The sequence below is a fragment of the Streptomyces sp. NPDC049813 genome (genome assembly GCF_044465085.1).
In the GTDB taxonomy this organism is placed as follows: Bacteria; Actinomycetota; Actinomycetes; order Streptomycetales; family Streptomycetaceae; genus Streptomyces.
Genome location: NZ_JBITLI010000010.1, coordinates 151,625 through 173,685 on the forward strand (window position 1 = coordinate 151,625; position 22,061 = coordinate 173,685).

A 22,061-nucleotide genomic window follows, 5' to 3' on the forward strand; every position below is an offset into this window, starting at 1 on the left:
ATCTACGCGCCATAGGCGACGACATCGGCCACGGTGGCGTTGCCGCCGCAGATCACCAGACCGAGCCGCGTCCCCGCCCCCGTCTTGGCGAGGACGCGGCGCGCGGCCGGGAGAAGGCAGCCGGCCGCGGGCTCCGCCCAGACCTTGGCGTGCTCGGCCAGCTCGCGGACCCCGGCGAAGGCCTCCGCCTCCGGGACCACCAGCACGTCGTCGACCAGGTCGCGCACCATCGTGTACGTCATCGGTGACACGGTGGGCGCGCCCAGCGTGCTGATCCGCGAGTCCACGTCCACCGGCACCGGACCACCCCGGGCCAGCGCCTGCGTCATCGCGTCGGCGCCGGTGGTCTCCACCCCCCACACGCGCACGCCGGGCCGCCGCGCCCGCAGCGCCGCCGCCACCCCGGCGATCAGGCCGCCCCCGCCGATGGAGACGAGTACATCCGTCAACGGGCCCGCGTCCGCCGCGAGTTCGAGACCCACCGTGCCCTGCCCGGCGATCACCACCGGGTCGGCGAACGGATGCAGCAGCGTGCGCCCCTCGGCCGCCAGCCGCTCCATCAGCGCGAACGCCTCCGCCATGGTGGCGGTCAGCCGGACGTCGGCGCCCGCGGCCCGGGCGATCTCCACCGAGCGGGCGGGCGCGGTGCGCGGCATGACCACGGTGGCCCGCACCCCGAGGGCGGCCGCCATCTCGGCCACGGCGACGCCATGGTTGCCGCCGGACACCGCGACCACGCCGGCCGCGCGCTGCTCCTCGCTGAGCGTGAGCAGCTTGGCGACGGCGCCGCGCGCCTTGAACGAGCCACTGCGCTGCAGCAGTTCGAGTTTGACGGTGACCGGGACGCCGAGCAGCGCGCTCAGTCCGGGGCTGGCCAGTGTGGGGGTCCGCACCACGTGCCCCGCGATCCGCGCGGCGGCGGCCTCCAACTCCTCGACACCGACCACGGTTTCTCCCCTGGGTGAGCGCTGCTGCGTGTCCGCCTGCACGATACGCGGACGCGGGGCGGGAGGCCGTCCGGGGTGCGGACACCGGACGGAGGGGAGACAGGGCGGACGCGGGAGCGGAACCAGGGAGTGCCGCACCGGACACCCTTTGCCGGACCGGCAAGTTTGCGTGCCGTTCCGGCGGCCCGCGGGCATCATCGAGGACGAGCCCCGGACGGCAGGGGCGACGCAGGTGACCAGCGGTGCGGCACGGCACCAGGAACGACGGGAGACGCCCGATGGCGGCAGAGCACGAGCACGACGGGGGCGGCGCGCCGGACGAGAAGGCGGCCGCGGCGATGTTCGAGCCGGCGGGCTGGGACGAGCGGTACGCGGGGCAGGAGCGGTTCTGGAGCGGCGAGCCCAACCCGCAACTGGTCGTGGCCGCGGGGGGCCTCGCCCCCGGCACCGCGCTCGACGTCGGCTGCGGAGAGGGCGGCGACGTCATCTGGCTGGCGGGCCGGGGCTGGCGGGTGACGGGCGCCGACTTCTCGGCCGCGGGCCTGGCCCGCGCCGCCCGCCACGCCGAACAGGCGGGCGTGGCCGACCTCGTCGACTGGTGGCAGGTGGACGCCCGGGCCTTCGACGCGGGCGACCGCTCGTACTCCCTGGTCACCAGCCACTACCTGCACGCCCCCGACGGCGGCATGGTCGAGGTGACCCGGCGCCTGGCCACGGCCGTCGCCCCCGGCGGACTGCTCCTCGTCGTCGGCCACGCGCCGACGCCCGAGTTCACGCAGCAGCTGTCGGAGAACCACCGCAAGGCGATGTTCCTCGCCGCGGACCTCCTCCCGGCCCTGCCGGACGACTTCGAGTCCGTCGTCGTGGAGCAGCACCCCCGCACGCTCAAGCGGGACAGCGGGCCGGTCGAGGCCGAGGACTCGGTCCTGCTGGCGCGCCGCAGCAAGGGGTGAGACCCCTGAGGCACCGCTGCGCCGCGTCACATGGCGTGTCGTAGGCGCAGAGCCGGTGCGCGTCATCGCGTACGACGTACTCGCGGGAGTAGGCGGCCCGGCGTGGGCGAGACGCGGCGAGGCGCCCCGGCCGCGAGCCGAGTCGGTCCCGGGAAAACCCAGACCTGTACAACCGGGAAGCCCGGGAAGCCCGGGAAGCCTGGGAAGCCCGGGAAACCCGGGAAACCCGGGAAAACGGGAAACCCGGGAAAACGGGAGACCCGGCGCCCATGGTGCCGGGCGCCGGGTCTGCACCGATGAGCGGTGCGGCGGGGGCTCAGTCGCGCGGCTCCTGCGCACGGTCGGCGTCCACCGTCCGCGGGCCCGAGACCGTCAGCGCCACGGTGAGCAGGGCGGCCAGCGCGGCGACCACCGCGGCGAGCGCGGGCAGCGCCGAGGGGACCCCGGCGGGGTGCAGCACCTGCGCGAGCGTGCCGGAGCCGAGGCGGTCGTCGAGGAGGTGCCCGACGGCCAGCGCCCCCGCGACCAGCGTGCTCTCCACGGCCACGGAGAGCGAGCGGCTCACGCAGAGCGCGATACCGGCCGCGGCGCAGATGGCGGAGACGCCGAGCGATGCGGAGACCCCGGAGAGGGAGGCCTGCGACCAGTCCATGGGGAAGTGCGCCGCGGCGCAGAGCAGCATCAGGACGCCCGCGATCCGCCGCATCCACACCAGGGACGCGGTGCCGTTGCCCCGGGTGCGCGCCTGCGGGGCCTCGGCGGCCGTGTCCGGCGCGACCTGCTCCGGAGCGGCGGGCGGCGGGACCGGCGCGGGCTCCGGCACGGCGTCCACGACGGGCGCCCCGCCGGCCCCGTTCTCGCTGAGGCTGTTGATGAGCTGCAGCAGATCCTCGACGGAGCGGCTGGTGGCGGCGGCGTGCACGGCCTCCGTGCCACTGTGCGGATCGTTCGGGGGGCTGGAGAGCAGCTGCACGAGCCGCGTGACCTCGGGGATGGGCCGCTCCTCCGCGGCGTGCCGGATGGCCTCGTCCATCCGGCCCGCGGGGTACTCCGGCGGCCCGAGGAGCTCCACCAGGCGGGTGACGTCGTCCACGGGGCGCACGATCGCGGCCAGTCGGAGGATGGACGCGGCGGTCGGCGCCCCGTCAGGTGTCTGTTCCAGACGGGTCACCAGATCGGTGATGTCCTCCAGGGGCCGCGAGACGACGGCGATGCGCAACAGCCTCTCGACCGCCTCGGCGTCCGCCTGGGCGGCAGCCGCGTCCAGAGGAGCCGGCTCGGCGGTGGCGGCCTCGAACGGAGTGGGCTCGGCGGGGGCGGCCTCGAACGCAGCCGGCTCGGCGGGGACCGCCTCGAAGGGAGCGGGCTCGGCGGGGGCGGCCTCGAACGCAGCCGGCTCGGCGGGGACCGCCTCGAAGGGAGCGGGCTCGGCGGGGGCCGCTTCGAAGGAAGTCGGCTCGGTGGGAGCCGGTCCCACAGCAGGCGTCTCCACCGGCGCCGCGGGGGCCGCGGGCGCCGCGGCGGCCTGCGGCACCGACGCCACCGGCGCCGGAGCGGGTGCCGCGGCAGGTGCCGGGGGCGCCGTCGTCGGCATGGGCGGCTGCACCGGAGCCGCGGTGTCGGCCGTGGCGGCGGCAACCCCCGCAGGGGCGGCGGCACTCGGGGGAGTGGCGGGCGCGGGCGGGGCGGCGGGGGCCGCCCACTCCTGCGTGACGCCGAGGTCGATGTCGGGGGTGTGGTGCGGGGCCCGGTCTGGCGGGGCGCCCGCCGTCCCGGTCTCCGTCGCCTGCGGCCACGCGGCCGGCCGGGCAGGAGGCGGGGGCGGGGCGGCGACCGGGGCGGTGCCCCAGTGTGCCGGCGCCGAGAGTCGGGGCTCGCCGGCCTCGGAGATCCCGGGCTCGGCAGAGAATGACTCAGTGGTCATCTTTGCTTCTCCATTCCAGCGGGCGTCCTCACCCCGCGCATGAGCGTTATCCCGTTGTAAGCACGCTCTTTTCGCTGCGCCACTGGAGGAGCCGCATGGCGGTACGTACTGCGCCACTTCGGGGAACGGCCGCGCGGCACGGCGCCGGCGGCACCCGGTGAGGACGAGATGAGGGCGGCCCGCTGACTCACCGTCCGCCGCGGAGCCGCGCGAGATGGACCGTCAGGTCCGCGGCCACCTCCACCCGGTCGGGCAGGATCCGCGCGATCTCGCGGAACACCCGCGCCCTGACCGGGGACGGCAGGACGACGTATGCGGAGACGGTGGAGAGGTGGCCGACGTAGTCGTGCGCGCTCATCGTGAGGCGGCGCTCGATGGTCTCCTGGCGGACCTCGGTGAACCACTCCGCCTGCCGCAGCTCCGTGCCCGGCCACTGCATGTCCTGGTCCGGCGGCGTCCCGTCGGGAGCGGCGATCTCGTCGTCCGTCAGGAACGGTGCCCGCGCCGCGTGTACGGCGTCCCGCACCGCCGGGTCCGCCGGCCGGAAGGGCCCGCCCCAGGAGGCGAACACCCCGCCCGGCTCCAGCAAGGTGGCCACCCGGGGCCACCGGCCCGCCGGTTCCGTCCAGTGCAGTGCGGCGGCCGCGTAGACCAGCCCGTACCGCCGCCCGGTACGGACCTCCTCGAAGGCGGCCCGCACCGTCTCGACGTGCGCCGGGACGTGCTTGCGCAGCTCGGCGAGCATCTCCCCGTCGGGCTCGGTCGCGGTGACGGCCACCCCGCGGCGGGCGAACAGCCGGGTCGCCTTGCCCGTCCCCGCACCGATCTCCAGGGCCGTCCCGACCGGCCGGCCCGCGTAGGCCGTCACCATGTCGAACAGCTCGTCGGGATAGCCCGGGCGGAAGCGTTCGTACGCCTCCGCCACCGCTCCGAAGCTCAGCGCGCGTCCTGCCATGTCGGGCATCGTGACACGGTGCGCCCGCGCCATGAAGGCCGCCGGACCGTCCCCAGGGCGCAGGGACGGCGCCGGCCGTGGGACGTCACCCGATCGTGGGCCCGGGGCGGCGGCGTCAGGACGGCGTCGCCCCCCGTGCCCCGGAGCGCGGCGGAGCCGTCGAGGCGCGCAGCACCGGTGCGGCCGGCAGCCGGGAGGTGACGGTGCGTCGGTGCCCGGTGACGAGGTCGTGGAGGCGGGTCACGGCCAGCGCGCCCACCTCGTGCAGCGGCACGTCGAGCGCGGTGACCGGTGGCGTCGTCGCGCCGAGCGTGCTCAGGTCGTCGGCGGCGGCCAGGCTGATGTCGTCGGGCACCCGGCGCCCGGCCACGGTGAGCCCGTGCAGCAGACCGAGCGTCAGGTAGCTGTTGTACGCGAGTACGGCCGTGGCGGCGCCGGGCAGCGCTCCCGATGCCTCGATGCCCGCGTCGAAGGTGGGCGGCAGCGGGCCGAGCACATGGATGCGGGCGCCCTGCTGCGCCGCCCGCGCGGCGAGCGCGGCCCGTCGCTGCTCGTCCGACCAGGAGCCCGCGGGCCCGCAGACGTAGGCGATGTCGCGGTGACCTTGCGTCAGGAGGTGGTCGAGCAGTGCGGTCAGACCGCCGACGGTGTCGGCCACGACGGCGGGGAGCCGGCCCACCTGGCGGTCGACGAGGACGAGCGGGCGGCGCCGGAAGCGCTCGCGCAGGGCCGCGTCCGTGCCCACCGGCGTCACCATGATCAGCCCGTCGGCCTGCTCGGAGAGCCGGTCGGCGAGCGCGGCCTCGCGCTCGGCGTCGTACTCGGACACGGCGATGAGCAGATGGCTCTCGGTCTCCTCCGCCGCCTGCTGCGCCCCGATGACCAGGGGGGCGAAGAAGGGGTTGGCGAGCGTGGGCACGATGAGCCCGATGAGGCCGGTGCGGCCGGTGGTCAGGGCGCGGGCCGCCGCGTTCGGCTGGAATCCCAGCCGGTCCGCCGCCTCCCGTACTCGCAGCCGCGTGGCCTCCGCGACCATGTCGGGACGCTGCAACGCGCGCGAGGCGGTGGCCTTCGACACCCCTGCCGCGTGCGCCACGTCCAAGAGTGTCGCCACTGCTGCCCCTGCCTGCCGTCGCCCGCTGTCCTGTCCGGGCCGTGTCCGGCCCGACGCGTCCGGCGCCGCCCCGGCGGTGTGACCCGAGTCCTGTTCTCTTTCGCCGTCCGCCGTGTCATGATACCTGCAACCGGTCTCTGCAACCGGTTTCAGAGACCGGTTGCAGAGACCGTAGCCACTTGGGTGACCCGTCCGCCCCCGCCCCCGCCGAGGTACCGATGTCCACCACCGCCCCGCCGACCGGCGAGCAGACCGGCGCCGACCCCGCGCCCGGCTCCCTCGTCGAACGGCTCTTCCGCGTCCGCGGACGCGGCAGCAGCCACCGCACCGAACTCGTCGCAGGCGCCTCCATGTTCATGGCCGCCGCCTACGCCGTCGTCGTGGTCCCGGGCCAACTGGCGGGCGCCGGAGTGCCGCACGGCGCCGCCACGACCGCCGTCATCATCGCCATCGCCCTCGCGACGCTCGCCATGGGGCTCGTGGCGAACCTGCCGTTCGTCGTCGCGCCCGGCCTCGGCGGCGTCGCCCTGATCGCGTTCACCATCGTCGGCCAGGACCACGTCCCGTGGAACACGGCCCTGGGCATGGTGTTCTGGTCGGGCGTCGCCTTCCTCGTGCTCACCCTGCTCGGCATCCGTGACCTCGTCACCCGCCTGATGCCGATGAACCTCAAGTACGCCATCAGCGGCGGCCTCGGCCTCTACATCGCGCTCATCGGCTTCCGCGACGCCGACCTGGTCGTCGGCAACGCCGGCAAGGCCGCCCTCGCCGTCGGCGACCTGTCGAAGCCCGCGGGGCTGCTCGCCCTGGGCGGCCTGCTGCTGCTCACCGCGCTGGCCGCGCGCAAGGTGCCCGGCGCCTTCCTCATCACCATCGCCGCGGTCACCGTCGTCGGCGTCCCGCTGGGCGTGACGGACGTCCCCGACAGCCTCTTCGCCGCCCCGGACTCGCCCGGGCCGCTGCTCTTCCACGTCGACGTCGTCGGCGCCCTCAAGCCCGAGTACTTCCCGTACGTCTTCGCGTTCTTCGTCTCCGAGTTCTTCTCCATGACCGGCACCCTGCTGGCGGTCACCGGCCGTGCCGGGCTCCTGGACAAGGACGGCAACATCCCCGGCGCCCGCCGCCCCTTCCTCGTCGACTCGGTCTCCGTGATGGGCGGCTCGGCCGTCGGCGCGCCGTCGATGACGGCCTACCTGGAGTCGTCGGCCGCCGCCGACGCGGGCGGCAAGACCGGTCTCGCGTCGGTCTGGGCGGCCTGCGGGTTCGCGCTGCTGCTGCTCGTCACGCCGTTCGCCACCCTGATCCCCTCGGCGGCCACCGCCCCGGTGCTGATCTACATCGGCCTCAACATGCTCGGCGCGCTCAAGAACGTCGACTTCAAGGACCCGACCGACGCCGTCCCGGCGGCCCTGACCGTGGCCACCACCCTCTTCTTCGGCAACTTCGGCACCGGCATCGCGACCGGCCTCGCGGCGCACGTCCTGGTCAAGACGGTCAGCGGCCGCGTCCGCGAGGTCGCCTGGCCGCTGTGGATCGTCATGATCCCGCTGGGCTACTACTTCTACACGCTCGTCCCGTGACGGCCCCCGGCCCCGCGACGACACCCTCCCCAAGGAGCACGAACCGCATGAGTGACCAGCACGACCTCCGGATCCGCGGCGGGCGCGTGGTGTCCACCTTCACCGGCGAGGAGTTCGCCGCGGACGTCCTGGTACGCGGCGACCGCATCAGCGCGGTGCTGCCCCCGGGCTCCCCGGCCCGGGCGCGCGAGGAGATCGACGCGACCGGCATGCTGATCGTGCCCGGCTTCGTGGACGCGCACATGCACATCGAGAGCGCCTTCCTGACACCGCAGGAGTTCGCCGCCGTGACCCTGGCGCGCGGCACGACGACCGTGCTCGCCGACCCGCACGAGATCGTGAACGTCGCGGGGCGGGACGCCATGCGCTGGATGATCGAGGCGGGGCGGCGGACGCCGCAGACCCAGCTATGGGGGGTGCCGTCGTGCGTGCCCGCCCTGGAGGGGCTGGAGGAGGCGGGCGCCGCGCTCGGCCCCGACGACATCGCGGAGATGCTGCGCTGGCCCGGCGTGATCGCCCTCGGCGAGGTGATGGACTACCGGGCGGTGGTCGGCGGCGACCGCCGGATGCACGACATCACCGCCGTGGCCCGCGCGCAGGACGCCATCCTGGACGGCCACTGCCCGAACCTCACCGGGGCCGAGCTGAGCGCCTACCTAGCCACCGGCGTCGACTCCGACCACACCAAGAACCGTACCGACGTGGTCCTGGAGAAGGCCCGTCTCGGCATGACGATGATGCTGCAGGAGAAGTGCCTCACCGCGGAGGTGGCCACGGCGCTGCTCGCGCTGCCCCAGCTGCCGCCGCTGTGCCTGGTGACCGACGACCTCGCGGCCGACCACATCGTCGACAAGGGCCACCTGGACCACATCGCCCGGGTCGCGGTGGCCGCCGGGTTCCCGCCCCACGTCGTGCTGCGGGCCCTGACGTGGACCCCGGCCCAGCGCCTGCGGCTGCACGACCGCGGCGTCGTCACCCCGGGCAAGCGCGCCGACCTCGTCCTGCTGCGCGGCGAACTCGCCGCGTTCGACCCGGCGCTCGTGCTCGTCGGCGGCCGGGTGGCCGGGCGGGACGGGGCGCCCGTACGGGCGGCGCACGACGACGCCGAGGCCGTCGTACCCCTCGGCAGCCGGATGGACGTCGAGCCCCAGGACGCGGACGCCTTCCGCTGGCGGGTGGAGCTGCCGGACGGTGTGCACACGTTCCGGGCGATGCGGGTCAACGAGCGGGACACCTACACCGAGGCGGCCGAGGTCGACCTCCCCGTCCGGGACGGCGAGGTGGAGTGGGAGGGTCGCACGACCCTCGTACGCGTCCGCAACCGCTACGGGCGTCCCGGCACGGTCTTCGCCCCGGTGCTGGGCCGCGAACTGGGCGACGGCGCCGTCGCCTCGACGTACGCGCACGACAGCCACAACCTTGTGACGATCGGTACGTCCCGCGCGGCGATGGCCACCGCCGCGGCGACCGTCGTCGCGGACGGGGGCGGGGTCGCCATCGTGCGGGGCCCCGCGGGCGAGACCGTCGCGGCACGCATGCCGCTGCCCGTCGGGGGTGTGCTCTCCGCCCGGCCCGCCGCCGACGTCGCCTACCAGGCCGCCGCGGTGCGCGCGGCGCTGGAGGCCTGGGGCTGGCGGCACCTCAACCCGTTCATGAGCGTGTCGACCCTGACGCTCGCCGTCTCGCCGGCCCTGAAGATCACCGACAGGTCGCTGGTCGACGTGGTCCGCCGGGAACCCGTGGGCGCGACGGTCGCGGGTCCTCGGTGACCTGACGCGGGAGAGCGTGGAGCCGCTGCGCGCCGGGCCGGCTCCGGACGGGGCGCGTCACGTGACGCCCGCCGCGTCGAGCAGGGCTGTCGCCGTCGACGTGGTCAGGCCCTGGAGGGTCTCCGCGCCCGCGCCCGCCCGCGCGCTGGCACCGTCGAAGACCAGGGTGAGCTGACGGGCCAGGAGGTCGGGGTCGTGGGCCCCGCCGCGCTCGGCCTGTTCGCGGAAGGCTCCGGTCAGGGCGGCCTTGGCGCGCAGGGCGACGACGCTCGCCGGGTGGGCGGGGTCCTTGAGCTCGACCAGGGCCGACAGGAACGGGCAGCCCCGGTAGCCCTCCTCCGTCGACGCCTGCTCCAACTGCTCGAACACGTACAGGATCTGCTCCCGCGGCGCCCGGGGGCCCTGCGTCCCGAGACCGAACCTCTGCCCGTACGCGGGCATCCGCCGCTCCAGGCTCGCCGCCAGCACGTCGTCCTTGCCGCCGAAGAGCTGGTACATCGACCGCTTGGACACCCCGGCGGCCCGGCACAGCGCCTCCACGCCGAGGGAGACGCCGTCGCGGTAGAAGAGCTCCATGGCCGCGTCGAGCAGCCGGTCCCGGGGGGACGCGTCGTCCGTACTGGTGGCCATGGGGCGAGATTACCTCCGTCGGACCGAGGGCGAAAACCGATCGGTATACCGCGGTGAGGGGGGGATCGACCGCTGCGAAGTGCCGGGCGTCGAGGCGAGGACGGCGCGCGGAGCGTCGTCGGAGGAACGGGCGCCGGACGCGGCGACGGGCCGTCAGGCGGCCAGCTGCGGGTAAAGGACCGCGAGGTCGGCCGAGAGACCGGCCTTGACCTGGCGGGTCACGTCGTCGGCGAGCACTTCGAAGGCTCCCTTCTCGATGCCGTCGAGCGCCTGTGCCGCCACGTCCGCGGGAGCGGACTTGGGCGCGTCGATCCTCGCGGCCATGTCGGTGTCGACGTAACCCATGTGGAGGCCGGTGACGGCGATGCCGCGCGGGGCCAGGTCCAGTCGCAGCGAGTTGGTCTGGGACCACAGCGCGGCCTTCGAGGCGCTGTAGGAACCGGTCAGGCCGATCCACGACAGGACGGAGTGGACGTTCAGGAGGTGGCCGCCGCCGTTGCGCTCGATGACGGGGACGAACGCGCGGGCCATGAGCAGCGGCCCGTAGAAGTTCGTCTCGAAGTCCTGGCGCACGTCGTCCAGCGGCGAGTCCAGGAAGGACGCGTTCGTGGACACGCCCGCGTTGTTGATCAGGATGGTCACGTCGCCCGCGGCCTGCGCCGCCGCCGCGACGGACGCGGGGTCGGTGACCTCCAGGGCCAGTGGTACCGCCCGGGTGTCCGTGACGGTGCGCGGGTCGCGGGCGGTGGCGTACACCTTCTTGGCGCCCCGCTCGAAGAGGCCCTCCACGAGCGCCTTGCCGATGCCCCGGCCGCCGCCGGTGACCAGGACGACTGCACCCTCGATCGCGGTCATACTCTCTCCGATCCACCAGGTGGAAACCGATCGGTTTCCTCGTGGGTCCGAGAGTAAACCGATCGGTTTCAGGGGGCAAGCCACCGGACGGGCCGGTGACGACAGCACCGGCGTCGGGGCGTGACATGCCTGTGCGCCGGCGGGGCGCACGGTCGCACGGCGTCTCAGCAGTTGATCAGGACGAGCTTTCCGGTGGCGCGGCCGGCCTCGCCGGTGCGGTGCGCCTCGACGACGTCGCCGAGGGGGAAGGTGTGCACGCGGGGGAGGGCGAGGCGGCCGCCGGCGATGAGGTCCCCGAGGTCGTCGAGGACGTGGAGGGCGCGGCCGCCGTCGCCGCGGCTGAACGTCACCTGATGCTCGTGCGCGCCCGCGAAGTCGGCCAGGGTGACGACGTGCCCGGGCCCGCCGGCGAGGTCGATGAGCTCGGGGAGCACCCCGCTCCCGGCGACGTCCAGGGCCCGGTCGACGCCGTCGGGCGCCAGCGCGCGGACGTCCCGCACGAGGTTCTCGCCATAGGCGACAGGCTCGGCTCCGAGGGTCCGCAGGTACGCGTGGCCGGCCGGGCTCGCGGTGCCGATCACCCGTGCGCCGCGGGCCACCGCGAGCTGCACCGCGACACTGCCGACGCTCCCGGACGCGCCGTTCACCAGGAGCAGGCTGCCGCCGGCCACGCCGAGCCGGTCGAGCCCGCGCGCCGCCGTCTCGAGCGCGGTGGGCAACGCGGCGGCCTCGGCGAAGCCCACGGACGCGGGCAGCGCCGTCCAGTCGGACAGCACCGCCAGCTCGGCCTGGGCGCCGCCGTGTCCGGACAGCCCGACGACGCGGTCGCCGACAGCCGCGCCGGTGACGCCGTCGCCGACCTCGTCCACGACGCCCGCGGCCTCGTACCCGAGCGTCTGCGGCAGCTCCCGGTCCATCAGACCGGCGCGTTTCTTCCAGTCACTGGCGTTGACGCCCGCGGCACGCACCGCGATCCGCACCTCGCCGGGGCCGGGGTGCGGATCGGGCAACTCCACGATCTCCAGGACGTCGGGGTCTCCGAACCGGGTGAACCGGACGGACTTCATCGGGGCTCCGATCGGACGGCTGTCGGTGGCGCGGCCCGGCGGTCAGCGGGTCGCGTCCTGTCACCGTGACGATCGCACCACCGAACGGGCCGGTTCGGGCCGACCGGCCGTATGGCGCACCGTGCGCTCACCAGTAGTGCTTGCGCCCGCCCACCGCGTGACCGACCGCGCCGAGAACCCACAGGGCCGCACCGATGACGACGAGCACGATGCCGATGGTCCACAACACGGAGATGCCGGCGATCAGGCCGATGATGAGCAGGATGAGTCCGAGAACGATCATGGAGTCCTCCAAGCCTCAGAACTACCTCCAGTATGCAGCAACACCAGTTGCGGGGCGCGGGGGCGGATGCCACCCTTCGGCCGCCGCCACTGGCGCCGCGTCGGCCCGTTCGCCAGGATGGCCGCGTGAAAACGATCTCCTTCCCCCAGACCGGACTGCGCGCCTCGAACGTCGTCCTGGGCCTGATGCGCATCGCCGGACTCGACGACGAGACCGTCCGCGGGCTCTACGACAGCGCCCGTGAGGCCGGCATCAACACCTTCGACCACGCCGACATCTACGGCCCCACGCGGCACGCGTGCGAGGAGCGCTTCGGCCAGGCCGTCAGGCTCAGCGCCACCGAGCGCGAGTCGATCGTGATCCAGAGCAAGGTCGGCATCCGGCCCGGCTTCTTCGACTTCTCCAAAGAGCACATCGTGCGCACGGTCGAGGAGTCGCTCGCGGCACTGCGCACCGACTACCTCGACGTCCTCCTGCTGCACCGGCCCGACACCCTCGTCGAACCGGAGGAGGTGGCCGCCGCCTTCGACGAACTGCACGCGGCGGGCAAGGTCGTGAACTTCGGCGTCTCCAACCACACGCCCGGCCAGATCGAACTCCTGAAGACCGCGGTGCGCAGGCCACTGGTCGCCAATCAGGTCCAACTGAGCATCACCCACTGCCCGATGATCGCCTCGGGCGTCGCCGCCAACATGGGCGGCCTCGACCAGTCCGTGGACCGGGACAACGGCCTCCTGGACCACGCACGCCTGAACGGCATCACACTGCAGGCCTGGTCGCCGTTCCAGAAGGGCTTCTTCGACGGCGTCTTCCTCGGGGACCGCGAGAACTACGCGGAACTGAACGACGCCCTCGACGAGTTGGCCGAGAAGTACGAGGTGACGCCGACCGGCATCGCCGTCGCGTGGATCACCCGGCACCCGGCGAACATGCAGGTCGTGCTCGGCACCACCAACCCCGGCCGTGTCGCCGAGTCCGCCGCGGGTTCCGACCTCCCGCTCACCCGGGAGGAGTGGTACCGCCTCTTCCGCACGGCCGGACACGTACTGCCCTGACACCTCGCGCACACGTGTCTCCCGCGGTGCGCGCCGGGCCGGTGCCGATCGCACCGGCCCGGCACACCCGGGCCCGGCCGGTGCGCCGACCCGACGGGGCAGGCCCGCCCCCTATAGTCGCGGCCATGAGTCGTTGGCAGGAACTGACCGGCGGGACGTCCGGCGAGGAGTACGCGACACGCTTCGAGGCGCTGCGCCGCAGCGGCAAGGACATGCACGGCGAGGCTGCCCTGTGCAGCGCCCTGGTGCCGGCCGGCGCGCGCGTGCTGGACGCGGGCTGCGGCACCGGCCGGGTGATGATCCGGCTGGCGGAGCTCGGGTACGACTGCGTGGGGATCGACCTGGACGCCTCGATGCTGGACGTGGCACGGGACCGGGCGCCGGCGCTGCCCTGGTTCCAGGTCGACCTCGCCGCGTTCGACCCCGCCGCACTCGGCGTCGCCGCGGACTTCGACCTCGTGGTGGCCGCGGGCAACGTCCTGCCGCTGCTCGCGCCCGGGACGGAGGCCACGGTCGTCGACCGCCTGGCCGCGGCCCTGCGCCCGGGCGGCCTGCTGGTCGCGGGCTTCGGCCTGGACGCCGCCCACCTGCCCGTCCCGCCAGCCCTGACCCTGCCGGAGTACGACGCCTGCTGCGCGGCGGCCGGACTCGAACGCGTCGACCGCTTCGCCACCTGGGACGCCGCACCCTACGACGGCGGCGGATACGCGGTGAGCGTCCACCGGGCCCGCGCCTGACCGCCTGCCCTCCCGGCCGCCGGCACGGGGGTGCTCGTGCCTCCCGGCCGCGTGTCTCGTTGTCCCGGCATGACCATGATGTTCAACCGAGCACTCAGTGCCGCAGCCGTCGCCGGGATCGCCGGCGTCGCCGCTCTCACCGCCGGGACCCCCGCCTTCGCCGGCGCCGCACCGGCGTCCCCGGGTGAGCGGGACGACGTCGTCGCCCGGACCGCCGTCGTCGACGACGCGGCCCCGGACGCGCCCGGCGACCACGCGCGGCGCCCCGGAAAGTCTCCGTTGCAGGTCCTCACCGGGGCCCGGCCCATCGAGACCATCAAGAACGCGAAGGTCCTCGACAACTCCCTGGAGACGACCTGACGCGTGCCCCTACGCCCGCCCCGACGCAGAGGGGGGTGTCCGGGAGTCGTACGCGGCGCGCGCGTCGTCGATCCGGGCGAGGTGGGAGATGCTCCAGTCGAGCAGGGGAGCCGTGGCCTCGCGCAGGGTGACTCCCATCTCGGTGAGTTCGTAACTCACGTGCGGCGGCATCACGTTGTGGACCGTGCGGGTGAGGATGCCGTCCCGCTCCAGGCTGCGCAGCGTCACCGTGAGCATCCGCTGGCTGATGCCGTCGACGGCCTTCTTCAGCTCGGTGAAGCGGCGCGGTCCGTGCCGCAGGGAGCGCACCACCAGCAGCGACCACTTGTCACCGACGATGTCGAGCACCACCCGGGTCCGGCACGCGTCGCTGGACCGCGCGGCCGACGGCGGCCCGCCCGCGGCCTCCTCCATGGTTACCTCCAGGGAACCGGGGCACCAGAAAGTGCCTTATTGCCTGTGGTGCGTGGTGTGCACCAGCATGTTCTCAGTACTGGAACAGTACCGAGGCACGAAAGATAACCACACACGTAGGCCGTGCCGTTTCCCCCCGCTCCGCGAAGAAAGAACGGTGCACGCATGTCCACCTACCTGCTCGTACACGGCGCCTGGCACAGCGGACGCAGCTGGGAGCGCGTGGTGCCGCTGCTGGAGGCCGCCGGACACCGGGTGTACGCGCCGTCCCTGACCGGCTACGGCGACCGCGTGGACCTGCTCGGCCCGCAGGTGGGGCTCGACACACACGTCGCCGACGTCGTCGGGCTGATCACCGGGCAGGACCTCCACGACGTGATACTCGTCGGCCACAGCTATGCGGGCCTGGTGATCTCCTCCGCCGCCAACGAGGTGCCGGAACGCGTCGCGCACCTGGTCTACCTCGACGCGATGGTCCCCGAGGACGGCGAGAGCGCGGCCGACGTCCAGCCCGTGACCCGGCGGCTGATCGAGCTCGCCGAGCAGTCCGAGAGCGGCTGGCGCGTGCCGCCGCTGCCCGAACTCCCCGCGCCCTTCGGCCTGTTCGGCGTCACGGACCCGGCGGACGTCGCCTGGCTGCGCGGGATGCTCTCGGACCAGCCGGTGCGCTGCCTCCAGCAGCCGGTGCGGCTCGACAACCCGGCCGTGGACGCGATCGCGCGCACGCACATCCACAATGTCGGCGCCACCCCCGAAGGCATCACCCGCCGTCCCGTCCCCGCGACGCAGCCCAACGGTGCCCCCGCGCAGGTCTGGGAGCTGCCGACCGGCCACGACTGCATGATCACCATGCCGGCCGAGCTGAGCGAGCTGCTCCTGAAGCTCGCCTGAGCCCCGGCCCCGACCGGGACCGCGCGCGGGCCGCTCTGGCCGCGCCCGACCCGCCGGACGCCCGGGTCAGTCGACGTCGGAGCGGGCGGTGCCCATGGACAGGCCGGCCACCCAGTTGATGGAGGCGGTGCTCGTGTCCGTGCCGAAGTAGGTGCCCCAGCGCGGCTTGTTGCCCAGGTCGTCCCAGGTCCGCGCGCCGGTCCTGGAGGCGAACTCGGTACCGTCCTTGTACACGGACAGGGTGCCCGCGCCGCCCGCGTCCGTGGTGATCCCGAGCTGGACGGAGTGCCACTCCCCGGCCGTCCAGGGCGTCGTCCCGATGGAGGTCCAGGTCTCGCCCGGCGCCACATACCAGGCCTTGAGCTGATCGTCCTCCACCTTCATCAGCACGGGGTAGTTCTGGCTGTTCTGATCGTTGGTGCCGTTGGACTTCCACTGGAAGACGGTCTGGGCGTCGCCCGTCTTGGTCATGGAGTCCCAGCCGAACCAGTACGTGCTGTCGTCCTTGAAGGTGTACTCACCGGCGGGGGTGCGGACGCTGTGCGCCTCGCAGCGCGGCGACCCGACGGGCTTGTTGAACTTGAAGAACGCGCCGTGCCCGTCGTCCCAGTTCCCGGTGGTGACGGAGCCGGGGCTGTCGCAGAGGGTGGTCACGAAGACGCCGACGCCCTGGGCGGCGTCCGCGTCCCAGAGCACGGACGCCTGCGCGGGGGAGGCGGCCAGGACCGTGGCGCAGGCGGTGGCGGCGGCGGTGCAGATCCAGGCACGCAGTGGGGTGCGGTACACGGGTCACCTCGTCGGTAGGTGGGGGACGGGTCAGCGCGCCGGCCGGAGGGGCTGGCGGGCGGCTCCCGCACCGTTGTAGCGGGGATCGACCACAACGCTCAATGTTTCTCACCGAATTGATCGTATTGATCGTTCGCTCCAGCGCTGCGCTTCGAAACAGCCGGCCGCGGGCTTTCGTACAGAGGCGGCGCGGTACAGCGGCCGGGGCGGGCGGACGGGCGGGTGGGCGGCCGTGAGGTGCGGCCCCCGCCTGGTCAGCTGGGGAGGGTGGGTAAGGTGCGGGAACTGCACGGGTGTGAACTCCTGGCGGGCTGCCGCATGACCGACCGCACCGACTCCTGGGCGTTCGTCCACCGCTGGATCGTGCACGGCCTGGTGGGCGTGCTGCTCGGCGGGACAGCCGGATTCTTCATGGGCGGTTCGTCCGGCCTACTCGTCGGCGTGGTCATGGGCGCCATGGCGAGCTGCGTCACCGTCACCAGCGGCCGCCGGCCGCACGACCCCCCGGAGTCCTGACCCCGGGCTCGCCGGCACCTCGGCCGTGGCGGCGCGCCTGCGCCGGCGCAGCGGCGCCGTCGCCCACACCGTCAGACCGACGAGGGACAGGATGATCGCCCCGCCGATCACGGTGGGGATGGCCGCGAAGACGGCGAAGATGATCAGAAGCTCGAACCAGCTGGGCTCGTCGCCCATGGTGCTGCCGCCTGTTGCCATGTACCGGAGGACGTCCGCCCGGGAACATCGGTTCCGGGCGGTGCCTGTACGGCCAGGCCGGTCCTGGGCGGGGTCCGCCCGGCGGTCGTCCCCGGCCGGTGCCCGCCCGTCGTCGCGATGAGTTCGACATGCGTGCACGCGGAGTACGGCACACCCTGGAGTGGCGCCGGGTCACACCGCGCGCTGCTCCGGCCCGAGCAGGCCGAGACGCCTTCGCTCCGCGACGCGGATGCGGGGAGCAGGGCCGGGCGCATCGCTACGTAGCCGTATGAGCACGACGGAGGCACCATGAATCCCGACTTCTGCGACGTCCCGCCGCTCTGTCCCACCTGCGGCAAAGAGATGGTGGAGCTCATGGAGGAGCGCACCCTTGAGCCCACGACGGGCGCGGTGCACCAGCGCTGGGCGTGCCCGGACAGCACGTCGGCCGGACACGACACGGAGCTGCGGCCGGAGCAGATGCCCCGGCCCTGAACACCTTCGTGGTCACACCTTCATGCCCGCGCGCTCACACCTCGATCGCCGCGACACCTTGCGGCTCCTCGTGGAAGTGCCGCCGCAGATGGCGTTCGACGAAGCGGTCCCCACGGCGTTCCAGGTGTGCGCGGCCTGCCGCCGTCCGGCCGAGTATCTGGTAGCGCAGGAGATTGGCGGCGATCACGGGCGGGACGGCCCAGGGGATCGCGGGCGGCAGCTGGAGGTCGCGCAGGCCGCGGCGGCCGAGGAAGTAGCGCAGCATGCTCAATAGCCGGGCCCGGGCGTAGGCGCGCCGGACCCGCGCGAAGTGCGGGAAATGCAGGTGGCGTTGGGCTTCCACGAGTGCGCCGGCCAGGGGTGGTCCCGCCGGTCCGCCGTAGCTCTGGGTCAGCAGCAGATGGTAGTTGAGGTGGTGCTGCCGGGACTCGCGGTCGCTGAGCCAGTCCGCGTCCACGCCCATGAGATGGCCGACGTACATCCACAGGTGCATGAGGGCACGTGACTCCGCGCGGCTGACGCGCACGCCGAGCAGACGGACCCCGAGGAGCTGGACCGCGTTGAACAGGCCGAGGGTGGAGGCGAGGTCCGACTGGTTGACGGGCAGGCCCCAGTGCTCGGTGTCCCAGCGTCCACTGCGCTCGAACCGGTCGTTGACCAGGGCGTGCATGAGGCGGACCTGCACCGTCAGCCGGAAGCCCTCGCCGCTGCGGCGCAGCGCGTCGGGCGCGGTGACCGTCGCCGCCCACTTCTGGGTCTCGGCGATCCTGCGCAGGGCGGAGTCGCCGAGCAGACCGCCCGTCTCGACGAGCAGCCGCGGCGGACCGTCGAAGCGGTAGGAGCCGATCAGCGCGAGGGGCAGCATCACGTCGACGGCGTTGCGGCCGAACCGGCGCGCCACCCGGCCTCCCTCGTCGATCAGGGCGAAGTCGACCCAGTCCGGCACCGCGTCGACCGCGGCGAAGAAGTCGCGTAATGCTCGCGGCGCGTCGGGCACCGCGTCGACGCCGTCGGCGAGGGCGTGCCGGAACTGGCGCATCGTGACCTTGTGGGGGTGCGCGGCGCCGGTGTGCCGCATGGCCCGGGCCAGCGCCGCGGCCGTCTCGTCGCGGGCGGTGAGCCGCTCGCCGATGGTGGCGAGCAGCCGTTCGTCGACCTTCCCGCTTGCGGCGCCCAACAGGCGCAGCGGCCGTGCGAGGCGCCGGTTGAGCTGCTCGGTCTCGCGGAAGCGCCGGGGGTAGGGGGGCGAGGGCGGCCTCGTCGGACACGGTTCGAACGAGGGCTCTCGCGGCGCGGACTCGTATGCGACCATGAGTCGATGCTGACGGCCTCTCATATTCGCGTTCAAGTCGCCTTCTGATGCCCACGTCACCACCCGGTCCGCCCGCCCGGCGCACGCCTCGCACTCGCGTTGCGGCCCGCAGGACTCCGCGCCAGGAGCGGTCCCGGGCCACGGTCGAACGCATCCTGGAAGCGGGCGAGCAGATCCTGGCCGAGTACGGCTACGAGGGTGCGTCCACGAGCCGCATGGCGGCCGCGGCCGGGCTCAGCCCCGGCTCGCTGTACCAGTACTTCCCGCACAAGGACGCGATCGTCTCCGCCGTGCTGGAGCGCTACAGCGACCGGCTGGTGGCGGGGGTCACCGCGCGGATGACGGGCCAGTTCGAGCAGCCGGCGCCGGTGATGGTCCGCGCGACCCTGGCCACCCTGCTCGACGGCCTGGACGTCGAGCCGGCGTTCCTGCGGGCCGCCGTCGTCGACGGTCCGCGGCTGGACGACGGCCGGGCCCTGCGCGTCTTCGAGGAGCGCATCGGCGAACTGGTCCTCGCGTACCTCACCACCCGCCGCGACGAACTGCGCACGGACGTCCCACTGGCCGAGGCGGCCTGGATGCTGGTCCGCACGGTCGAGCACCTCACGGTCCGCTATCTCCTGGACCGCCCGCCCATCCCGAGGGACCGGTTCCTGGCGGAGCTGACCCAGCTGACACTGAGCTACATCCGCACGACGCCGTGACCCGTGACCCGTGACGCCGTGACGCCGTGACGCAGTGACGCAGTGACGCCGTGAGGCCGTGACGTCAGGACGGGGCGGGCAGCGGACCCGCGCCCGTCGCCGTCTGCGGGAAAAGGGTTGGCCGGGAGGGGAAGATCCCTGCTACCTTTCCGGTGGCCGTGCGACAGACCGAGGAGGTGGTACCCGTGAACACAGTGAACACATGGGTGCTCCCCTTCGGGGTCACGGTCGGACGATAGGCAGGTCGTCCGGGAGCGCCGTTCAGCGCACTCCTTCGGAAGGTACGACCATGCACATCACCTCTGAGCAACGCCTCGACGACGGCGTCCTCGAACGGACATTCACTCTCGGGGACATCCCCGGCATCCTCTGGACGCCCGCGTCGGCCCCCGAGCCTGCGCCGCTGATCCTGCTCGGCCACCCTCCCCTCGGCCTCGGGCGGATGTACCCCCGGCTGGCGGCCCGGGCACGGCACTCCGCGGCGGACGGTTTCGCGTCGGCCACGATCGAGCTGCCCGGGAGCGGCGAGCGACCCCGCTGGCCCGCCCTCGACCAGGCCCGGGCAGAACTGCGCCGGGCGATGCAGGCCGGCGAGCCGGTCAGCGACGAGATCGTCGACGCCCTCACGCTCCCGCTCGTCGAGAAGCACGTCCCGGAGTGGCAGGGCGCCCTGGACGCGCTGCTGGCGCTGCCCGGACTCGGCGGTCCCGTCGGTTTCTCGGGCGGAGTGATCGCCCTCGGCGTCCGGCTCGCCGCGGTCGATCCGCGGATCGCGGCCGCCGTCCTGTTCGCGGGGAGTTTCGTGCCCCGCGCCACGTTCGAGGACGCGAAGCGGGTGACCATTCCGCTGCACGTCCTGTTGCAGTGGGACGACGAGGGCAATGACCGGGGGGCGTCCCTCGACCTGTTCGACGCCTTCGGTTCCGAGGAGAAGTCCCTGCACGCCCATCTCGGCGGGCACACCGGCGTCCCGGAGTACGCGGGGGAGGCCGCGGCGCAGTTCTTCAAGCGCCATCTGAGGTGACGCCTTAGAGGCTGGCCCCGCCACCATGGTGGCGGGGCCAGCACGGCCGACTCGCCGTCCCTCTACGGGAGTTACTGGTTCGACAGCGACAAGAAGGACGCGGACCGCTGACGGGCTGAACAGCACGGACGCGCAACCCCGCACTGGCTGAACAACGGACGACCGCCTGACAGGTGATCCGGCGTGCGGGAGACTCGCGTGGTGCGTGAGCGAGTGGAGGACCCGTCCGGCCTGGTGCTGCGGAGATGGGTGGCGGCCGATGCCCGGGCGGTGCTGGCCGCGTTCGCGGATCCGCTCATGCGCCGGCAGACCAACCAGCCGCTCGACCACGTAGCGGCCGCCGAGCAGTGGATCGCGGCGCGGGACGACCACTGGACCGCGGGCTCCGCGTACTCCTTCGCGGTCGTGGACGGCAGCGGCACCGTCCTCGGGCAGATGGGCGTCGGCCCGGTGGACCGGCGCCACGACGTCGGCTGGGTCTCCTACTGGACGACGTCCGTGGCACGGGGCCGGGGCGTAGCCTCCCGTGCCTGCCGCTCCCTGGCCCGCTGGGCCTTCGCCGACGCGGCACTCTTCCGGCTCGAACTGGGCCACCAGGTCGACAACCTCGCCTCGTGCCGGGTGGCCCGCGCCGCGGGGTTCACGGTCGAAGGACGGCAGCGGCAGAAGCTCTCCTACGACGGCGTCCGCTACGACGTAGAGCTGCACGCCCGGCTGGCGACGGACGCGGAGCCGCGCACGAAGGTGTGAGGTCCTGAAACCCGCCCGGCGAACGGCGGGGGAGGGTGCGGTGCGGATCAGGGCGTCGAGCCGGTCGGGGCGTTGCGTCGGTCAGGGCGTTGCGTCGGTCAGGGCGTCGAGCCGGGCGGCGAGGTCGGGGTGGCCTGCGGTCAGGTGGGGGCGGGCCGCGTGCAGAGGGGGGAGGAGGGTGGCGGGATCGTCGTGGGCGAGCGCGGCGTCGAGCTGGCCGACGGGCCGGCCGGCCGCGGCCGGGAGATCGGTGAGCGCGGTGATCTGCACGGCGATGCGGCGCAGTTCGGCGGCGTGGCGGCGGGCCCAGGCGGCCGTGGAGCGGTCGGCGGCACGCCGGTCCCGGGTGGCCTGCACCCGCTCCTCGGCCGTGGAACCGGAGGGGCCTGGGCGGTTGCGCAGGTAGCGGCGCTCGGCGGCCTGCCGACTGGCGACGCCGAGCGGGTGGGCGAGATCGGCCCAGCTGGCGCCCGCGTCACGGGCGGTCTCGATGAGGCCGGTCTCCCAGCCGGACAGCTCCTCCCTGATGCGCCGCAGCAACAGGAGGGAGGCCAGCGCCTGCTCGGGACCGGTCAAGGACTCGTGGCGGTGGTCCCGATCCTCCTCGCGGGCGGTGTGCAGCTCACCGTCGATGGCCTCCAGCGCAGCCGCGGCGGTGAGGAAGGAGGCGGGGCTCTGCGGGGCGGATCGTTCGGGTCGGCCGTCTGATGTCACGGGCCCTCCTCGTCAGCTGTTCCGTGGTGTCGCGGGACGTTGGTCATCG

Annotated in this window: 24 protein-coding genes; 12 read left to right on the forward strand and 12 right to left on the reverse strand. The window is 73.6% G+C overall.

What is annotated here, in order from left to right; genetic code table 11:
* Positions 1-2: 2 nt before the first annotated feature.
* Positions 3-947, reverse strand: coding sequence for a threonine/serine dehydratase (locus ACIBW6_RS21335; protein WP_399061815.1), 945 nt, complete (start codon positions 945-947; stop codon positions 3-5).
* A gap of 278 nt (positions 948-1,225) precedes the next feature.
* Between ACIBW6_RS21335 and ACIBW6_RS21340 the strand changes: the two genes are divergently transcribed.
* Complete coding sequence (locus tag ACIBW6_RS21340; RefSeq protein WP_399061817.1) at positions 1,226-1,900, forward strand: class I SAM-dependent methyltransferase; 675 nt, start codon at positions 1,226-1,228, stop codon at positions 1,898-1,900.
* 316 nt (positions 1,901-2,216) lie between these two features.
* Here the strand turns inward: ACIBW6_RS21340 and ACIBW6_RS21345 are convergent, their stop codons facing one another.
* The 3 genes from ACIBW6_RS21345 to ACIBW6_RS21355 form a co-directional block, all read right to left on the reverse strand.
* Positions 2,217-3,824 (reverse strand): hypothetical protein, encoded by a 1,608-nt coding sequence (locus ACIBW6_RS21345; RefSeq protein ID WP_399061819.1) that lies wholly within the window; start codon positions 3,822-3,824, stop codon positions 2,217-2,219.
* A gap of 187 nt (positions 3,825-4,011) precedes the next feature.
* Positions 4,012-4,779 (reverse strand): class I SAM-dependent methyltransferase, encoded by a 768-nt coding sequence (locus ACIBW6_RS21350; RefSeq protein ID WP_399061820.1) that lies wholly within the window; start codon positions 4,777-4,779, stop codon positions 4,012-4,014.
* 115 nt (positions 4,780-4,894) lie between these two features.
* On the reverse strand, positions 4,895-5,875 hold the full coding sequence (locus ACIBW6_RS21355) for a LacI family DNA-binding transcriptional regulator (protein ID WP_399061822.1): 981 nt from the start codon (positions 5,873-5,875) through the stop codon (positions 4,895-4,897).
* 197 nt (positions 5,876-6,072) lie between these two features.
* On the opposite strand from ACIBW6_RS21355, the gene ACIBW6_RS21360 reads away from it, so the two are divergent.
* Positions 6,073-7,473: an NCS2 family permease gene (locus ACIBW6_RS21360; RefSeq protein ID WP_399061824.1), complete on the forward strand. Its 1,401-nt coding sequence runs from the start codon at positions 6,073-6,075 to the stop codon at positions 7,471-7,473.
* 47 nt (positions 7,474-7,520) lie between these two features.
* A complete protein-coding gene (locus ACIBW6_RS21365) occupies positions 7,521-9,242 on the forward strand; it encodes an adenine deaminase C-terminal domain-containing protein (protein ID WP_399061826.1) in 1,722 nt (573 codons plus the stop codon).
* 57 nt (positions 9,243-9,299) lie between these two features.
* Here ACIBW6_RS21365 and ACIBW6_RS21370 read toward each other — a convergent pair whose 3' ends face one another.
* The 4 genes from ACIBW6_RS21370 to ACIBW6_RS21385 all read right to left on the reverse strand — a co-directional run bounded on the left by ACIBW6_RS21370 (position 9,300) and on the right by ACIBW6_RS21385 (position 12,077).
* Complete coding sequence (locus ACIBW6_RS21370; protein ID WP_399061828.1) at positions 9,300-9,872, reverse strand: TetR/AcrR family transcriptional regulator; 573 nt, start codon at positions 9,870-9,872, stop codon at positions 9,300-9,302.
* 153 nt (positions 9,873-10,025) lie between these two features.
* On the reverse strand, positions 10,026-10,727 hold the full coding sequence (locus ACIBW6_RS21375; RefSeq protein WP_399061829.1) for an SDR family oxidoreductase: 702 nt from the start codon (positions 10,725-10,727) through the stop codon (positions 10,026-10,028).
* 164 nt (positions 10,728-10,891) lie between these two features.
* On the reverse strand, positions 10,892-11,794 hold the full coding sequence (locus ACIBW6_RS21380) for an NADP-dependent oxidoreductase (protein ID WP_399061831.1): 903 nt from the start codon (positions 11,792-11,794) through the stop codon (positions 10,892-10,894).
* Between the two features lie 127 nt (positions 11,795-11,921).
* The gene (locus tag ACIBW6_RS21385; protein WP_399061833.1) at positions 11,922-12,077 is read right to left on the reverse strand and encodes a DUF6131 family protein; all 156 of its coding nucleotides are present in this window, start codon (positions 12,075-12,077) and stop codon (positions 11,922-11,924) included.
* A gap of 125 nt (positions 12,078-12,202) precedes the next feature.
* On the opposite strand from ACIBW6_RS21385, the gene ACIBW6_RS21390 reads away from it, so the two are divergent.
* From ACIBW6_RS21390 to ACIBW6_RS21400, 3 genes are all read left to right on the forward strand, one after another.
* On the forward strand, positions 12,203-13,132 hold the full coding sequence (locus ACIBW6_RS21390) for an aldo/keto reductase family oxidoreductase (protein WP_399061835.1): 930 nt from the start codon (positions 12,203-12,205) through the stop codon (positions 13,130-13,132).
* Positions 13,133-13,257: 125 nt separating this feature from the next.
* Positions 13,258-13,869, forward strand: coding sequence for a class I SAM-dependent methyltransferase (locus ACIBW6_RS21395; protein ID WP_399061837.1), 612 nt, complete (start codon positions 13,258-13,260; stop codon positions 13,867-13,869).
* A 69-nt stretch (positions 13,870-13,938) separates the two neighbouring features.
* Positions 13,939-14,229: a hypothetical protein gene (locus ACIBW6_RS21400; RefSeq protein WP_399061839.1), complete on the forward strand. Its 291-nt coding sequence runs from the start codon at positions 13,939-13,941 to the stop codon at positions 14,227-14,229.
* A gap of 9 nt (positions 14,230-14,238) precedes the next feature.
* Here the strand turns inward: ACIBW6_RS21400 and ACIBW6_RS21405 are convergent, their stop codons facing one another.
* Complete coding sequence (locus ACIBW6_RS21405; RefSeq protein WP_399061841.1) at positions 14,239-14,643, reverse strand: winged helix-turn-helix transcriptional regulator; 405 nt, start codon at positions 14,641-14,643, stop codon at positions 14,239-14,241.
* Between the two features lie 165 nt (positions 14,644-14,808).
* Here ACIBW6_RS21405 and ACIBW6_RS21410 point away from each other — a divergent pair, with 165 nt between their 5' ends.
* Positions 14,809-15,534 (forward strand): alpha/beta fold hydrolase, encoded by a 726-nt coding sequence (locus ACIBW6_RS21410; RefSeq protein ID WP_399061843.1) that lies wholly within the window; start codon positions 14,809-14,811, stop codon positions 15,532-15,534.
* A gap of 66 nt (positions 15,535-15,600) precedes the next feature.
* Here the strand turns inward: ACIBW6_RS21410 and ACIBW6_RS21415 are convergent, their stop codons facing one another.
* Positions 15,601-16,320, reverse strand: coding sequence for a heparin lyase I family protein (locus tag ACIBW6_RS21415; RefSeq protein ID WP_399061845.1), 720 nt, complete (start codon positions 16,318-16,320; stop codon positions 15,601-15,603).
* A 276-nt stretch (positions 16,321-16,596) separates the two neighbouring features.
* On the opposite strand from ACIBW6_RS21415, the gene ACIBW6_RS21420 reads away from it, so the two are divergent.
* Positions 16,597-16,836: a hypothetical protein gene (locus ACIBW6_RS21420; RefSeq protein WP_399061847.1), complete on the forward strand. Its 240-nt coding sequence runs from the start codon at positions 16,597-16,599 to the stop codon at positions 16,834-16,836.
* 486 nt (positions 16,837-17,322) lie between these two features.
* Positions 17,323-17,508, forward strand: coding sequence for a hypothetical protein (locus tag ACIBW6_RS21425; RefSeq protein WP_399061849.1), 186 nt, complete (start codon positions 17,323-17,325; stop codon positions 17,506-17,508).
* Between the two features lie 34 nt (positions 17,509-17,542).
* Here the strand turns inward: ACIBW6_RS21425 and ACIBW6_RS21430 are convergent, their stop codons facing one another.
* Positions 17,543-18,820: an oxygenase MpaB family protein gene (locus ACIBW6_RS21430; RefSeq protein WP_399061851.1), complete on the reverse strand. Its 1,278-nt coding sequence runs from the start codon at positions 18,818-18,820 to the stop codon at positions 17,543-17,545.
* Between the two features lie 47 nt (positions 18,821-18,867).
* On the opposite strand from ACIBW6_RS21430, the gene ACIBW6_RS21435 reads away from it, so the two are divergent.
* The 3 genes from ACIBW6_RS21435 (at position 18,868) to ACIBW6_RS21445 (ending at position 21,298) form a co-directional block, all read left to right on the forward strand.
* Entirely contained in the window at positions 18,868-19,524 is a 657-nt protein-coding gene (locus ACIBW6_RS21435; RefSeq protein ID WP_399061853.1) for a TetR/AcrR family transcriptional regulator, read from the forward strand.
* A gap of 289 nt (positions 19,525-19,813) precedes the next feature.
* Positions 19,814-20,548 (forward strand): dienelactone hydrolase family protein, encoded by a 735-nt coding sequence (locus tag ACIBW6_RS21440; protein ID WP_399061855.1) that lies wholly within the window; start codon positions 19,814-19,816, stop codon positions 20,546-20,548.
* 201 nt (positions 20,549-20,749) lie between these two features.
* A complete protein-coding gene (locus ACIBW6_RS21445; RefSeq protein ID WP_399061857.1) occupies positions 20,750-21,298 on the forward strand; it encodes a GNAT family N-acetyltransferase in 549 nt (182 codons plus the stop codon).
* 81 nt (positions 21,299-21,379) lie between these two features.
* Here ACIBW6_RS21445 and ACIBW6_RS21450 read toward each other — a convergent pair whose 3' ends face one another.
* The gene (locus ACIBW6_RS21450; RefSeq protein WP_399061859.1) at positions 21,380-22,012 is read right to left on the reverse strand and encodes a type III effector protein; all 633 of its coding nucleotides are present in this window, start codon (positions 22,010-22,012) and stop codon (positions 21,380-21,382) included.
* Between the last annotated feature and the right edge of the window lie 49 nt (positions 22,013-22,061).